12 protein-coding genes are annotated in these 13,115 nt (G+C 45.5%); 6 read left to right on the plus strand and 6 right to left on the minus strand.

Annotation, left to right across the window (positions count from 1 at the left end; genetic code table 11):
- Positions 1-252: 252 nt before the first annotated feature.
- Positions 253-756: a VC2046/SO_2500 family protein gene (locus tag VIB_RS04635; RefSeq protein WP_004394827.1), complete on the minus strand. Its 504-nt coding sequence runs from the start codon at positions 754-756 to the stop codon at positions 253-255.
- A gap of 128 nt (positions 757-884) precedes the next feature.
- A complete protein-coding gene (gene sodB / locus VIB_RS04640) occupies positions 885-1,469 on the minus strand; it encodes a superoxide dismutase [Fe] (protein ID WP_004394828.1) in 585 nt (194 codons plus the stop codon).
- Positions 1,470-1,790: 321 nt separating this feature from the next.
- Between sodB and VIB_RS04645 the strand changes: the two genes are divergently transcribed.
- The 4 genes from VIB_RS04645 to VIB_RS04665 all read left to right on the plus strand — a co-directional run bounded on the left by VIB_RS04645 (position 1,791) and on the right by VIB_RS04665 (position 7,808).
- Positions 1,791-2,126: a Grx4 family monothiol glutaredoxin gene (locus VIB_RS04645; protein WP_004394829.1), complete on the plus strand. Its 336-nt coding sequence runs from the start codon at positions 1,791-1,793 to the stop codon at positions 2,124-2,126.
- A 619-nt stretch (positions 2,127-2,745) separates the two neighbouring features.
- Positions 2,746-4,056 (plus strand): group II intron reverse transcriptase/maturase, encoded by a 1,311-nt coding sequence (ltrA, locus tag VIB_RS04655; protein ID WP_000381813.1) that lies wholly within the window; start codon positions 2,746-2,748, stop codon positions 4,054-4,056.
- A gap of 52 nt (positions 4,057-4,108) precedes the next feature.
- Positions 4,109-6,067, plus strand: coding sequence for a DNA topoisomerase III (locus VIB_RS04660; RefSeq protein ID WP_004394830.1), 1,959 nt, complete (start codon positions 4,109-4,111; stop codon positions 6,065-6,067).
- Positions 6,068-6,290: 223 nt separating this feature from the next.
- Complete coding sequence (locus VIB_RS04665) at positions 6,291-7,808, plus strand: methyl-accepting chemotaxis protein (protein WP_040904168.1); 1,518 nt, start codon at positions 6,291-6,293, stop codon at positions 7,806-7,808.
- 107 nt (positions 7,809-7,915) lie between these two features.
- Here VIB_RS04665 and phnE (VIB_RS04670) read toward each other — a convergent pair whose 3' ends face one another.
- Genes phnE (VIB_RS04670) through phnD form a run of 4 tightly spaced genes read right to left on the minus strand, consistent with a single transcriptional unit; the run spans position 7,916 to position 11,350 of the window.
- Positions 7,916-8,725: a phosphonate ABC transporter, permease protein PhnE gene (phnE, locus tag VIB_RS04670; RefSeq protein ID WP_004394832.1), complete on the minus strand. Its 810-nt coding sequence runs from the start codon at positions 8,723-8,725 to the stop codon at positions 7,916-7,918.
- Positions 8,722-9,528: a phosphonate ABC transporter, permease protein PhnE gene (gene phnE / locus VIB_RS04675; protein ID WP_004394833.1), complete on the minus strand. Its 807-nt coding sequence runs from the start codon at positions 9,526-9,528 to the stop codon at positions 8,722-8,724. Before phnE (VIB_RS04675) ends, phnE (VIB_RS04670) begins: the two co-directional genes overlap by 4 nt.
- Positions 9,525-10,343 (minus strand): phosphonate ABC transporter ATP-binding protein, encoded by an 819-nt coding sequence (gene phnC, locus VIB_RS04680; RefSeq protein ID WP_004394834.1) that lies wholly within the window; start codon positions 10,341-10,343, stop codon positions 9,525-9,527. The genes phnE (VIB_RS04675) and phnC overlap by 4 nt, the downstream gene beginning before the upstream one ends.
- A gap of 59 nt (positions 10,344-10,402) precedes the next feature.
- Positions 10,403-11,350, minus strand: coding sequence for a phosphate/phosphite/phosphonate ABC transporter substrate-binding protein (phnD, locus tag VIB_RS04685; RefSeq protein WP_004394835.1), 948 nt, complete (start codon positions 11,348-11,350; stop codon positions 10,403-10,405).
- Positions 11,351-11,655: 305 nt separating this feature from the next.
- On the opposite strand from phnD, the gene VIB_RS04690 reads away from it, so the two are divergent.
- Together VIB_RS04690 and VIB_RS04695 are read left to right on the plus strand one after the other, a co-directional pair.
- Positions 11,656-12,132, plus strand: coding sequence for a YqhA family protein (locus VIB_RS04690; RefSeq protein ID WP_040904169.1), 477 nt, complete (start codon positions 11,656-11,658; stop codon positions 12,130-12,132).
- Positions 12,133-12,234: 102 nt separating this feature from the next.
- Positions 12,235-13,098: an MBL fold metallo-hydrolase gene (locus tag VIB_RS04695; protein ID WP_004394837.1), complete on the plus strand. Its 864-nt coding sequence runs from the start codon at positions 12,235-12,237 to the stop codon at positions 13,096-13,098.
- Positions 13,099-13,115: the final 17 nt, after the last annotated feature.

Below are 13,115 nucleotides of genomic sequence, written 5' to 3' on the forward strand. Positions count from 1 at the left end.
CCTTCCTTGGAGGTGCCGTGACCATCGAGTACGTTAAGCATGGTTGACGGTTTGATATGATGGTGTGAATTGCTTCAAATAAACCCAGTTGTTCGAAAAGTAATCGTTTTTTCTTTGCGCTTATTCACATTCGGTGACAAGGCTTAAGCAAAAATATACACAGCTGCTCTAGGGGCGGTTGGCTTTTGGGGAATAAAAAGATAAACCTTTTTGAACGATGATTCGCTATTTTCAGCGTCGTCGAGATATATCCTATACCTGAGCTCGTAGTTGATCTTGCCTAAGGGCGTGATTAAGCTGAGGATATAAATCCATTATCATCAACGTCTTGTTCTCTTGCTGTGCGAGATGACGGCGGTCATGCCCAGAGAGATTTAAATACACGTCTTCTGGGAAATTTTCAGTGTCTTCGGGGAGGTAGGTGAGCACTTCAGGTTGCAAATAGTGCGACAGTTTGGCGCTCGCCATGCCGCCAGAGTGAAACAGTTTTGCTTGCTGAGCCGAAATAGCGTAAGAGCTTTGATCATTGCGTAGTGCTTGGCATGCTGGCAGTTCAAAGCGTTGACGTAGCTGATCTTCAGTCGTACGGTGAGTGGTGATCGGCTCGGTGGGCGTGGTATCGCGAACGTCATTAGAGAAGAGTGCCATGAATAGAGCGAAATCGGCATGACGACCTTGCTGTACCGCTTGGTTGACCCCTGTTCCGAGCTGTAACTCATTAATTATTCCGGCTTTATCTAATGTATGTACTTGCATGGTTTCTCCTCAATGCACCATTAATAACGGCACATGAAGAAAAAACTTTAATAAAAAAGCCTACCTTATTTTAGGTAGGCTTATCGGCTGTTGAGCGTTATTTGACTCTCATCAGCTGGTCAGCGAGATTATTTCGCTAGGTTTTGTGCAACGAATTCCCAGTTGACTAGAGCCCAGAAGCCATTCATGTAGTCTGGGCGGAGGTTACGATAATCAATGTAGTAAGCATGTTCCCACAGATCAACGGTCAATAAAGGCGTAACTCCCTCCTCAGTGATTGGTGTTGCTGCGTTAGAAGTATTGATAATCGCCAATGAACCGTCTGCTTTTTTCACTAGCCAAGTCCACGAAGAACCGAAATTGTTGATCGCAGAATCAGTAAATTTGGCTTTAAACTCAGCAAATGAACCGAAGGCTGCATTGATGGTTTCTGCCACTGCGCCTGTTGGCTCACCACCGCCGTTTGGAGATAGGCAGTGCCAGTAGAAAGTGTGGTTCCATACCTGTGCCGCATTATTAAAAATACCGCCCGTTGACGTTTTGATGATCTCTTCGAGAGATTTGCCTTCAAACTCTGTACCCGGGATCAGACCATTCAATTTTACGACATAAGTATTATGGTGTTTACCGTGGTGGTAATCCAAAGTCTCTGCTGAAATGTGCGGTTGTAGCGCATCTTTTGCGTAAGGTAGTGCTGGTAGTTCAAATGCCATTGTTCAATTCTCCGTTGTTGAGAGGAAAGAAACGACTAAGCAGACGAGGTCAAATACAGGTTACGGCCCACGACTGATGTAGACACTTCTTTGATTGCTTCCAGTGTTATTGTAATGGAGTCGATAAAACTGACTTGCTATGTATTTTAGCAAGTTTTTACTTTATTAACACCCCAAGTGAAAGAAAAAGTTCAGTTAAGTCAATATACCGCGATCACTTGATACTTACTCTGCTAAATCCATAAACAGAATGTGCTTTTTATTCTCTCTTAATGATTTAGAATGGAAGGGATTAACTTAGCCATCCATTAAGAGGAAGCAATGGAAACCATCGATAAAATTAAACAGCAACTTGCCGAAAACCCAATTCTTCTTTATATGAAAGGGTCACCTAAACTGCCAAGCTGTGGTTTCTCTTCGCAAGCCGCTCAAGCACTAATGGCGTGCGGTGAAAAATTTGCCTACGTCGATATCTTACAAAATCCAGATATTCGCGCAGAGCTACCGGTTTATGCTCAGTGGCCTACTTTTCCCCAGTTATGGGTTGAAGGTGAATTGATTGGTGGTTGTGACATTATTTTGGAAATGTTCCAAAAAGGTGAACTACAGCCATTAATTAAAGAAGCGGCCGCACGTAACGCGACAGATGAAGTGTAATACTGTATAAAAAAACAGTTTAGCTTGATTTTTTAGGGTCACATTGGTTAATGTGGCCCTAATTTTTGTGCGCCGAGCATGGCGTTGATCTAGGAGGTGAAAGTCCTCTACGGGCTCAGTCGAGCGGGAACCGTTAGCCTATGCAAGGGTGTTCATCGTGAGGTGAAATCTGAAGGAAGCAAATGGCAAAACGTGGTGATGACGAACAGAAATCTGATAGTAGGCTGTGTCGACTTGGGTAACCTAGCAATAGATAGAATAGCCCAACGACTCGACGAGAAGTGCGATGCAGTAAATCAGGCATGACCACGAGAAAGAACAACGTCTTACCTCGGGAGATCTTATTATCTTATTATCTGTTTCGGACGAAACTAAGCAGCCAGTGATGGATGCTGATGGGTAATAAGGAGTCAGCAGAAGGCATAGTACCTTGAGGAAGTACAACTTAAGGGAAGGCCGGAACTGAATAGGTCAAGAAGCAGTCGCCAGATATTCAAATCAGTGGAGTAACAGTAACGATGCGACCCATCTCTACGTTCCGATTGGTGAAGCCAAAAGTGGAACTGACGGAAACGAAGCGTAACAAGCTGATTTGGCATAGAAAGAAGGACGAGTCTTGATGGACACCACTCGATTACTCGAACAGATGTTCAGTCCGGGTAATTTAAACGCTGCGACCAAACAGGTGAAGCGCAACAAGGGGTGCGGTGGGGTAGATAGACTGACGATCACAGCGACCTTGGAAAAGCTTCGCCAGTTGGATAATGGGCAGCAACTTCGCCAGTCTTTACTGGATGGAAGTTACCAACCGTCTCCCGTTCTGGGTGTAGAAATCCCCAAGCCAAAAGGTGGAGTACGCCAACTGGGTATCCCAACCGTTCAGGATCGCATCGTACAACAAGCGATGGCACAGCTCCTGACACAGTTGTATGAGCCGAAGTTCTCAAAGAGCAGCTTCGGGTTCAGACCAAGAAGGAGTGCTCATCATGCTTTGTCGAAAGCGAGTGAATACATTCGAGAAGGGCGGGGATATGTAGTCGATATAGATCTGGAGAAGTACTTCGATACCGTCAATCACGACAGACTGATGTATCGGCTGTCTCAAGATATCGCGGATAAACGGGTGCTGAAACTGATCAGGAAATATCTACAAAGTGGTCTGATGCGAAATGGAGTGATAGAGCGAAGACAAAGAGGAACCCCACAAGGAGGTCCTCTGTCGCCGCTGCTCTCTAATATCGTATTGGATGAGCTTGATAAAGAGTTAGAACGTAGAGGTCATAAGTTCTGCCGATACGCAGACGATTGCCAAATCTACGTAGGTAGTGAAGCAGCAGCGCAACGGGTGAAAACCTCGGTTACGGAGTTCTTGGAGCAGACGCTTAAATTACGGGTAAACCGTGAGAAAAGTGCGGCGACCAGAGTGAGTGAGCGTAGCTACTTGGGACACCGCTTCAACGATGATGGTGTGATAGGTATCAGTGATGACGCCATGCATCAAATGAAGAAACGAGTGCGACAAGTCACCAAACGAAATAGAGGACGAACGTTCCCGGCAATCATCAAGGAACTATCGACGTATCTACGAGGTTGGCAGAACTACTTTAAACTGGGCTTAAGGCCGTCATCGATGAGTCACCTAGACAGTTGGATAAGACGCCGACTGCGGTGCTACCGTCTAAAACAGAAAAAGCGGAAATACAGCATAGCGATGTGGCTGATTAGTTTAGGAGTCGCCAAACCTAATGCATGGAAAGTCGCAGGTTCAGATAAAGGATGGTGGAAACTCTCACGGACGCCCCAAGTCAATCAGGCTTTACCCAACAAACGGTTGGAAGAGTTGGGGTTATACTCATTGTTGGAAGGGTATGAAACATTGAAAATCTATTCGGAACCGCCGTATGCGATCCACGCTTGTACGGTGGTGTGAGAGGACGGCGGGAGTGATCCCGCCTCCTACTCGATTCTGATTTTAGACTGTTATGAGCCGCTTATTCATTGCTGAAAAACCCAGTTTAGCCCGAGCCATTGCTGATGCGTTGCCCAAGCCCCATAAAAAGCAGCAAGGTTTTATTGAATGTGCCAATGGCGATAAGGTGACTTGGTGTATTGGTCATTTACTGGAGCAAGTGGAACCGGACAGCTATGATCCGCGATACAAAAAGTGGAATTTGGCTGATTTACCCATCCTACCCGAAAAGTGGCAATTGAAGCCGCGGAAAATGGCGAGTCAACAATTGGTCGTAGTGCGTAAGTTACTAAAAAGTAGCCAAGAAATTGTCCATGCTGGCGATCCAGATCGCGAAGGTCAACTGTTGGTTGATGAGGTTATCGATTATTGTCAGGTCTCTAAACAAAAGCAGCAAACCATTCAACGTTTACTGATCAGCGATCTCAATTTGCCTGCGGTGAAACGCGCACTTTCAACAATGCGCAGTAATCGTGAATTTATTCCATTGTCGATTTCAGCCTTAGCACGCTCTCGGGCTGACTGGTTATACGGTATGAATATGTCTCGTGCTTATACCTTGCTTGGACAAAAAGCGGGTTATCAAGGAGTATTATCCGTTGGTCGAGTGCAAACACCTATACTGGGTTTGGTGGTCCGTCGTGATGCCGAGATAGCCCATTTTGTCGCCCATGATTATTTTACCTTACACGCATTGATCCCTTATCAAGTCGAAGGGCATGAGTTTGATATTCGAGCTCGCTGGCAGCCTAGTGACGCCTGCCAGCCTTGGCAAGATGAAGAGGGACGAGTGTTAAACCGCGCTTTGGTTGAAAATGTTGCCCGTCGTATTCAACATCAGCCTGCGATTGTTGTGGCGTCAGAACAAACGCAAACTAAGCAAGCAGCACCACTGCCTTATTCATTATCGGCCTTACAAATTGATGCTGCCAAGCGCTATGGTTTGAGTGCTCAACAAGTATTAGATATTTGTCAGTCACTGTATGAAAAATACAAGTTAATCACTTATCCACGTTCCGACAGTCGTTATTTACCTAAAGAACATTTAACTCAGGCGGATACGATACTGACGGCGATTGCTCATAATCTTCAGCCATTACAAACTGCGGTCGCCGGTGCAGACCGTACATTCCGTTCTAAAGCGTGGAACGACAGTAAAGTTGATGCGCATCATGCGATTATTCCTACCCCTAAGCAAAGTGCTGTACATGGACTTTCTGCTGCTGAGCAGAATATTTATCAGTTAATTGCTCGCCAGTACGTACTGCAATTTTATCCTCCCGCAGTATACGCTGAAGCTAAACTCGTATTTACCATTGCAGGAGGAACCTTTATTGCTAAAGGCAGACAATTGGTGTTCGCAGGCTGGAAAAGTGTCATAGGCCAACAAGAGCAACCGGAGGATGGAATTGATACTGTGCCGCCGCTACCAAAGGGGACATCGTTGATCTGTCGCGAAGGAGAGATGAAAACTTGCCAGACCGAACCGCCGCGTTATTTTACTGAGGCAACGTTATTGCAAGCGATGACGGGGATCGCCCGCTTTGTTGAAGATAAAGAGCTTAAGAAAATTCTTCGTGAGACCGATGGGTTAGGCACTGAAGCCACTCGAGCTGGCATCTTAGATACGTTATTCAAGCGTCAATTACTGACACGAGAAGGAAAACAGATAAAAAGTACTCCGGCTGGCAAAGGACTGGTGGAGGCGCTACCGCTGCAAGCCACTTATCCTGATATGACCGCTCATTGGGAGCATCAACTGCAAGCGATGGCAGAAAGAGGTCAAGCTTATCAACCCTTTATTGAAGATCTTGAGCGACAAATTAGCCAATGGATAGAGCAAGTGAAACAACAACCTGTCCCCGCCTCGTTGCGAGCTTTACCGCCGGTTAAGCGACCTGCATTTAAAACCAAGAAAAGGTCGACGATCAGTAAAAGAAAAAGCCCGCCTGCACGTTGTTCAACCCCATAAAGGCGTTATCGCGCGGTGATTCACCATTGATTGATGAGGACGTTTAAGGTTTGTTGCGTGAAAGTTAGAATAAATCCACATAAAAATAATGGTCCTGTTGCATAAGCGGTAAATGTTTTCCATAGTAAGCTCCGGTTCTTGGATGAATATCACAAAGAATCAGGATGGAATCATCATACAGAGGCAAAAATGCCCGTCATTACGCTTGCGCTAGGAATACACTATGTTAAAGATACTTAGAGCCCTCAACGTTCGTCAGAAAATCTTGGTGATCGAACTCATTTCTCTGGCCATTATTGTGCTTATCAGCCTCTACGGGGTAAGTAAGTTACGAGAAATGGCCTTTCAAGAACGCCAACAAAGTGTTGAAAATCAAGTCCAATCAGTGGTCAGTTTAGTTGATTATTATGCTCGTTTAGCACCAAGAATTGGTGAAGAAGAAGCTAAGCAACGAGCGATCGAAGCGATCAAGTCACTCCGATATGACAATGGTAACTATTTTTGGGTGATGACGGCTAATGCTCGTCTAGTACTGCATCCTCTGCGCCCAGAAATGACCAATCAAGATATGAGTCAGGTACGTGATGGTGCTGGTCGTTTTCATTGGCAACAAATGGCACAGGTTGTTCAACGTCAAGGCGCTGGGTTTGTCGAATACACTTTTGTGCCACCGAGTGGTCCGATTGAGGACAAAATTTCCTATGTTGCACAAGCCAATGGTTGGAATTGGGTCATTGGCACCGGCGTTATCGTTAACGATATCAATCAAACGGTGTATCACAATGCCTTATTTTATGTTGGCTTTGCTTTGGCGGGCGTGGTGATTACTTTACTGTTTTCGAGCATTATCGGTAAAAACATTACCGACCCTCTGGCTCTGTTTGTCACCAAAGTACAGCGGGCAGCGCAAGGGGATATGACGGTGCGTTTTAATCCTAAAGGACGGGATGAGATTGCTAGTTTAGGGCGTTCGATAAATTCAATGATCGAAAGTACCCATCAAGCTTTAATTACCGCCAAGCAGTCAGCGATGAATGCCGCTGAGATGGCGTCGTCAATCGCTTCGGCCAGTGAGGAGACCGCAACCAGTACCCAATCGCAGCGCATGCAATTGGAGCAGTTAGCGACCGCCATGAATGAAATGAATGCGACCATTCGCGATGTGGCGCAAAATGCCGAGCAAACCGATCAATTGGTTGAAGCGCTGCGGAATGATGTCGCGGGGATCAATGAAATTGTTGATGTGATTCAAGCCATCTCTGAACAAACTAACTTATTGGCCTTAAATGCGGCGATTGAAGCCGCACGGGCAGGAGAGCAAGGTCGCGGCTTTGCGGTGGTTGCTGATGAAGTGCGTCATTTGGCTGGCCGTACTCAGCAATCGACGCATCAAATTCAGCAAACCATCGAGTCCTTAATTGCCAGAGCGGGCAGTGCGTCACAAGCGATGAAGCAGTGTCATAGTCGTGTGACAGAAAATGTTCAAACCGCAACCGAAACTAAGCAAATGTTAAAACAGATGGTGACAGAACTGACTCGAGCGAATGACATGGTGACCCAAATTGCCACCGCGGCAGAGCAGCAAGATACCGTAGCTGAAGAGATGAACAGCAATGTCAGTCATATTAATCTGTCGGCTGATCATATTAGCCAATCGGCGCAAGATTTGGCTGAACAAAGCCAGCATCTGGCTGATAGTGCTAACCAATTGGATGAGCAGTTACAGCGTTTTAAAGTATAACAACCGAGTTTATATCGGTTGTTATTGAGTCGGATAAAGACAACAAAGTGGAGAAGAGCTCTCCACTTTGTTATTGCCCTAACGTTGAATATTAAGAGCTAACCCCATTAAATCACTGCTTGACGGACCTTGGCAGAGATCCATTCACTTACGACGACCGTTGCCAAGATGACTAAAATAATCAAGGTGACTTGAGGCCAAGCGAGGACATTTAAACTCGATTGCAATTGCATGCCGATGCCACCCGCTCCAACTAAACCTAAGATCGCACTTTCGCGAATATTAATATCCCAACGAAAAACACTGATCCCAAAAAACGTAGGTAATACTTGCGGCACAATCGCATAATTTAAAACCTGCGCTTGACTTGCCCCCGTGGCGGTTATTGCTTCAATTTGAGTCAGTTCGGTCTCTTCAATGGCTTCATACAATAATTTGCCGACAAAACCGATGGATCGCAGTGCAATGGCTAAAATGCCAGCCAGTAGACCAGGGCCAAGAATCGAAACCAGTAGCAGTGCCCAGATCAAAGAGTTAATTGAGCGAGAGGCGACAATGACAAACAAAGCAATTGGTCTCACCAATACACTAGAGGGCGTGGTATTACTGGCGGCTAAAAAAGCCAGTGGCGTAGCCAGAATGACGCCCAGTAACGTACCTAAGGTTGCCATATTGAGCGTGTCCCACAATGGCGACCATAAGCGCTCCATATAAGACCAACGGGGAGGAAAGGCTCTGTCTATTAAATCAGCAGCGGCTTGAGGAGCATCGTAGACGAACACCCACATGGTATGTTCTGTCATGATATTCCAGCAATAAATAAACAAAGCCAGCAGTAACATCCAACCAACCCAAAGTAACAATTGAGTCTTTGGCGTACGATATTGCCAAGTTAGGCTTGAGTTGAGAGGATTCATTTCACGTATTTCCGTAGATAGCCTGAAGCATATTCACTGAGCATTACAATCGCAATAATCAGTAAGAGAATGGCGCCAGCACTGTCATATTCGTAGCGCGAGAGAGAGGTATTGAGTGTTGCGCCAATGCCACCGGCTCCAACAATGCCGATTACGGCACTCTCACGAAAGTTAATATCGAGTCGGTATAAGCACAACCCAAGTAGGCGCGGTAACACCTGTGGCTGAATAGCATAATTAATCCACTGTAACCATGATGCGCCAGTGGCTTTAATCGCCTCAATAGGGGCGGGGTCGATGCCCTCAATTTCTTCTGCCAGTAATTTACCGATAAAACCAATCGTGGCGAAAGTTAAGGTCAAAAAGCCAGCAAAAGCACCAAAGCCAAATAAAGCGACGAAAAAGATTGCGACGATAATTTCTTGTAAAGAGCGACTAAGAGCAATAAAAGCGCGACAAATCATATAAACCCAAGTTGGACTTAAGTTGCGAGCTGCGCCAAGTCCAACCGGAATCGCTAAAGCAATACCCACCACAGTGGAAGTTAAAGTCATGGTTAAACTTTCGATCATTCCAGCGGAAATATCTCGCCAGCGAGTGGAAAAATCAGGCTGTAAGAATCCACCAATAAAGCGCTGTGCCCGTTCTAATCCTTCGTAAATCCTTAGCCAGTTAATATCTATACTGCCAATCGCGAACCATAAATAGATTAGGCACAAAAGAGTAATCACCCATCGCCAAACGCGACTTTTAATGATCTGTGGCGGTTTGCGCCATTGAGTTGAATAAGGTACTGGGTTCATGCATTCACCAATGAACGATGAGCTTGAGAGGCCAGTTCTGTGTCAAGGGATGATTCTGGCTGGCGCATGCTGGTCCAATCCTCTTCACCGTAAATTCGAGTCAATACACTTTCTGTTAGCTGCTGTGGAGATCCATCGAACACCACCTCACCGGCTTTTAAGCCAATAATTCGGTCGGTAAACTGCTGAGCGAGGACCACATCATGAATATTAATGATCGCTGGTAAGCCACGTTCGTTGCACATTTCAACCAATAAACGCATCACTTGGCGACTGGTTTTAGGATCTAAGCTCGCGGTTGGCTCGTCAATCAACAGCAGTTCTGGATCTTGAGCTAGAGCACGAGCAATACCTACCCGTTGGCGTTGTCCGCCAGATAATGCATCGGCTCTTTTGTCAGCATGTTGAAGTAAGCCCACACGATCCAGTAGACGATAAGCGTTGCTGATGTCTTGTTCGGGGTATTGTCGCCAAAAACTGCGCCAAAACGAGACATAACCTAATCGTCCCGAGAGGACGTTCTCCATCACCGTTAAGCGATCAACGAGGGCATATTCTTGAAAGATCATGCCAATTTTTCGTCTTGCTTGTCGTAACTGAGTTTGAGAAAGTTGATTGACCGTTAAGTCATTTAAAATAATTTGCCCGTCACTGGGCTCGACTAAGCGATTAATACAGCGAATTAAGGTTGATTTCCCAGCTCCTGAAGGGCCAATTAAGCCAACAACTTGCCCTTTAGGCACACTGAATGAAACGTTATTGAGGGCCTTATCGCCCGTTGGGTAAGTTTTGGTTAATCCATTGATGGTCAGCATGAATCCACTCCTTGATGATAAAAAGCGCCAGATGATCAGTATCATCTGGCGTTTAAGGGTTAACGACAGGTGTATTGAACCCCCATGGCTTGATCGATTTCACGCACCACAGACCAGTGTTCTTTAAAGGTAATAGGGATAAATTGTGCTTCACCCGACTGAGAGAATTCTTTTTCCATCGCTGTACCTTTCCAATCAAAACTGAAAAAGGCTTGACGGATTTTTTGTTGTAAATCAGGGTGTAGGTTGTAAACCACGCCATAACCTGTGGTTGGGAAACTTTCCGATTTAAAGATCGTGTTATAGCTGTCTGGGTTAATCACGTTTCTTGCGACCATGCGCTTGGCAACAGAATTGGCAATGGCAGCAGCATCATAGTCGCGGTTAACCACGCCTAAAATGGAGTTATCGTGAGCACCCGAGAAGGCGGGGGTATAATCTTTTCCTGCGGTTAATTGATAACTCGCTTCAAGTAACGCTTGTGGCGCTTTAAATCCCGAGTTAGAGGTTTCTGCAGTAAATGCCAAGGTGCGACCACGCAGATCTTCAATCTTTTCAATTCCAGAGCTTGGGTAGGTAATGATTTCCATTTCATAACCGTAGCTGCCGTCTTCTCTGGCCATCATCGCAAAAGGACGAAAACCCGCGCACGCGACGGCTAATGGGTTTGAACCTGTGTTAAATCCAGCGATGTGTAAACGTCCTGAACGCATGGCTTCAATTTGTGCGGCGTTAGAATTGACCGGAAAAAATTGAACTCGTTTGCCAGTCACTTTAGCCATATGGTCTAAAAATGGTTTCCAGACATCCGCATAAACCGCGGGATCTTCGACGGGCGTATAAGCAAAAATCAATGTTGATGGGTTCACCCAAGCTGACGCATTACTGGGGATATCGGCGACCAGATCACCATCATTATCTTTATAGCGTGAATCGAGCGAGAATTGTGCGTGAGCAAGTGGCGTTGCGATTAACGCCAGTGCGACGCATTGAGCTAACAATTTCATGATAAAACCTCAGGTTGTCGTCCTTAAACAAGTTGGTACACGGTAGAAGGGAAAGGTGACTTTTATGTGAATAAACCGTTAAGGCTTGATGACAATGATTATTTTTAGTGATGCGTAATGGGTAAAAGACTGGCGTTGTACTTACTTTTGATGGGGGATGCTGCGATGCTCACAAAGGTCGTCATTGGCTTTCCCCATCGAGTGATCAGCTATGATAGATTATAAGTTGCTTATCAACGTAAGTTTAAAAACAGCGGTTTTATGTACCTGAGCTGCTTATCTCTGGGTTAAAAAGAGTAATCATTATGATGGATCGTTTATTTGGTAGTAGTCGATTTTTAGTGTTAGCGGTTATCGTGACCAGTTTTGTTGCTGCGGTGATCTTATATCTCGTTGTGCTGTCGATTATGTTCGGTATTGTCAGTAATTTGTGGGGCGGAATTCCATCTGGCGTTACTCAAGGCAAAATGTTGGCGGTGAGGTTGCTAAAAGTCTTAGATATCTCACTGATTGCGATTACCTTTCAAATCATTGCCGCCAGTTTATATCGTCTTTTTATTCGCCCATCAGCTTTGGAGGCGAGTCCCTTTCTTTCTGCCCTCGCGATTAGAAATTTTCATGATTTAAAAATCACTTTATTGCAAGTGGCGGTGGTGATCATGATCATTCTTTTCCTTGAGCATTTGGTGGAAGTGGGTGCCAGTATTGAAACACTGTATTTAGGCGCAGGGATGAGTATGGTGATTGCTGCGGCGATTTGGGCGTGGAAATCGATGAAGTAACAGTAAATGGACAAATTTTACTCGTATCACTGGCAAAACGCGCGGTTATGAATTAGTTTAATCTAAATAAGTATTTGCTAATCATTGTGGTGGGGGATTGTAATGAAACCTAATGTTCATGAATTTTTTGATGCTAACACGTTTACTTACAGTTACGTGGTGGTCGACCCGAGTTCATCGAAATGTGCAATCATCGACTCTGTGCTGGATTACCAACCAGCATCAGGCAGAACATCTTATGAGTCCGCCGATAAAGTGGTCGCCTTTGTTGAACAACAAGGCTTATCAGTGGAGTGGATTTTAGAAACCCATGTCCATGCCGATCACTTAAGTGCCGCGCCTTACCTCAAGCAACGACTGGGCGGTAAACTGGCGATAGGTCAACAGATTACCGTGGTTCAAGATACCTTTGGAAAGTTGTTTAACGCAGAACAGGATTTTGCCGCAGATGGCAGCCAGTTTGATCATTTATTTACCGATCAGGAGTCATTCACGGTAGGTAACCTTCAGGCCAAAGCGATTCATACTCCGGGACACACACCAGCGTGTATGACTTACCTGATTGGTGACAGTGCTTTTGTTGGTGATACGCTGTTTATGCCTGATTACGGTACCGCGCGTTGTGATTTTCCGGGCGGGGATGCCAAAACGCTCTATCACTCCATTCAAAAACTGTTCACTTTACCCGATGAAACGCGCGTATTTATGTGCCATGACTACACAGCGCCGGGGCGAGAAGAGTTTCTTTTCCAAACCACGATTGGTGAAGAGCGTGTGCATAATATTCATGTTGGTCATGGCGTGGAAGAAGCTGCGTTTGTCGCCATGCGTCAAGCTCGGGATGCGACTTTATCGATGCCGACTTTGATCTTGCCCTCGGTTCAGGTCAATATGCGTGCTGGCGTATTACCTCCGGCTGAAGACAATGGTGTTCAGTATCTAAAAATTCCGCTTAATAAAGTTTAACTAACAAGGATAGTCTG

Source organism: Vibrio metschnikovii CIP 69.14 (assembly GCF_000176155.1).
GTDB lineage: Bacteria > Pseudomonadota > Gammaproteobacteria > Enterobacterales > Vibrionaceae > Vibrio > Vibrio metschnikovii.

Bases quoted from the DNA above. Each gene is read 5' to 3' on its own strand.
- VIB_RS04635 (WP_004394827.1), bottom strand. From the start codon at position 756: ATGCAAGTACATACATTAGATAAAGCCGGAATAATTAATGAGTTACAG.
- sodB (WP_004394828.1), bottom strand. From the start codon at position 1,469: ATGGCATTTGAACTACCAGCACTACCTTACGCAAAAGATGCGCTACAA.
- VIB_RS04645 (WP_004394829.1), top strand. From the start codon at position 1,791: ATGGAAACCATCGATAAAATTAAACAGCAACTTGCCGAAAACCCAATT.
- ltrA (WP_000381813.1), top strand. From the start codon at position 2,746: ATGGACACCACTCGATTACTCGAACAGATGTTCAGTCCGGGTAATTTA.
- VIB_RS04660 (WP_004394830.1), top strand. From the start codon at position 4,109: ATGAGCCGCTTATTCATTGCTGAAAAACCCAGTTTAGCCCGAGCCATT.
- VIB_RS04665 (WP_040904168.1), top strand. From the start codon at position 6,291: ATGTTAAAGATACTTAGAGCCCTCAACGTTCGTCAGAAAATCTTGGTG.
- phnE (WP_004394832.1), bottom strand. From the start codon at position 8,725: ATGAATCCTCTCAACTCAAGCCTAACTTGGCAATATCGTACGCCAAAG.
- phnE (WP_004394833.1), bottom strand. From the start codon at position 9,528: ATGAACCCAGTACCTTATTCAACTCAATGGCGCAAACCGCCACAGATC.
- phnC (WP_004394834.1), bottom strand. From the start codon at position 10,343: ATGCTGACCATCAATGGATTAACCAAAACTTACCCAACGGGCGATAAG.
- phnD (WP_004394835.1), bottom strand. From the start codon at position 11,350: ATGAAATTGTTAGCTCAATGCGTCGCACTGGCGTTAATCGCAACGCCA.
- VIB_RS04690 (WP_040904169.1), top strand. From the start codon at position 11,656: ATGATGGATCGTTTATTTGGTAGTAGTCGATTTTTAGTGTTAGCGGTT.
- VIB_RS04695 (WP_004394837.1), top strand. From the start codon at position 12,235: ATGAAACCTAATGTTCATGAATTTTTTGATGCTAACACGTTTACTTAC.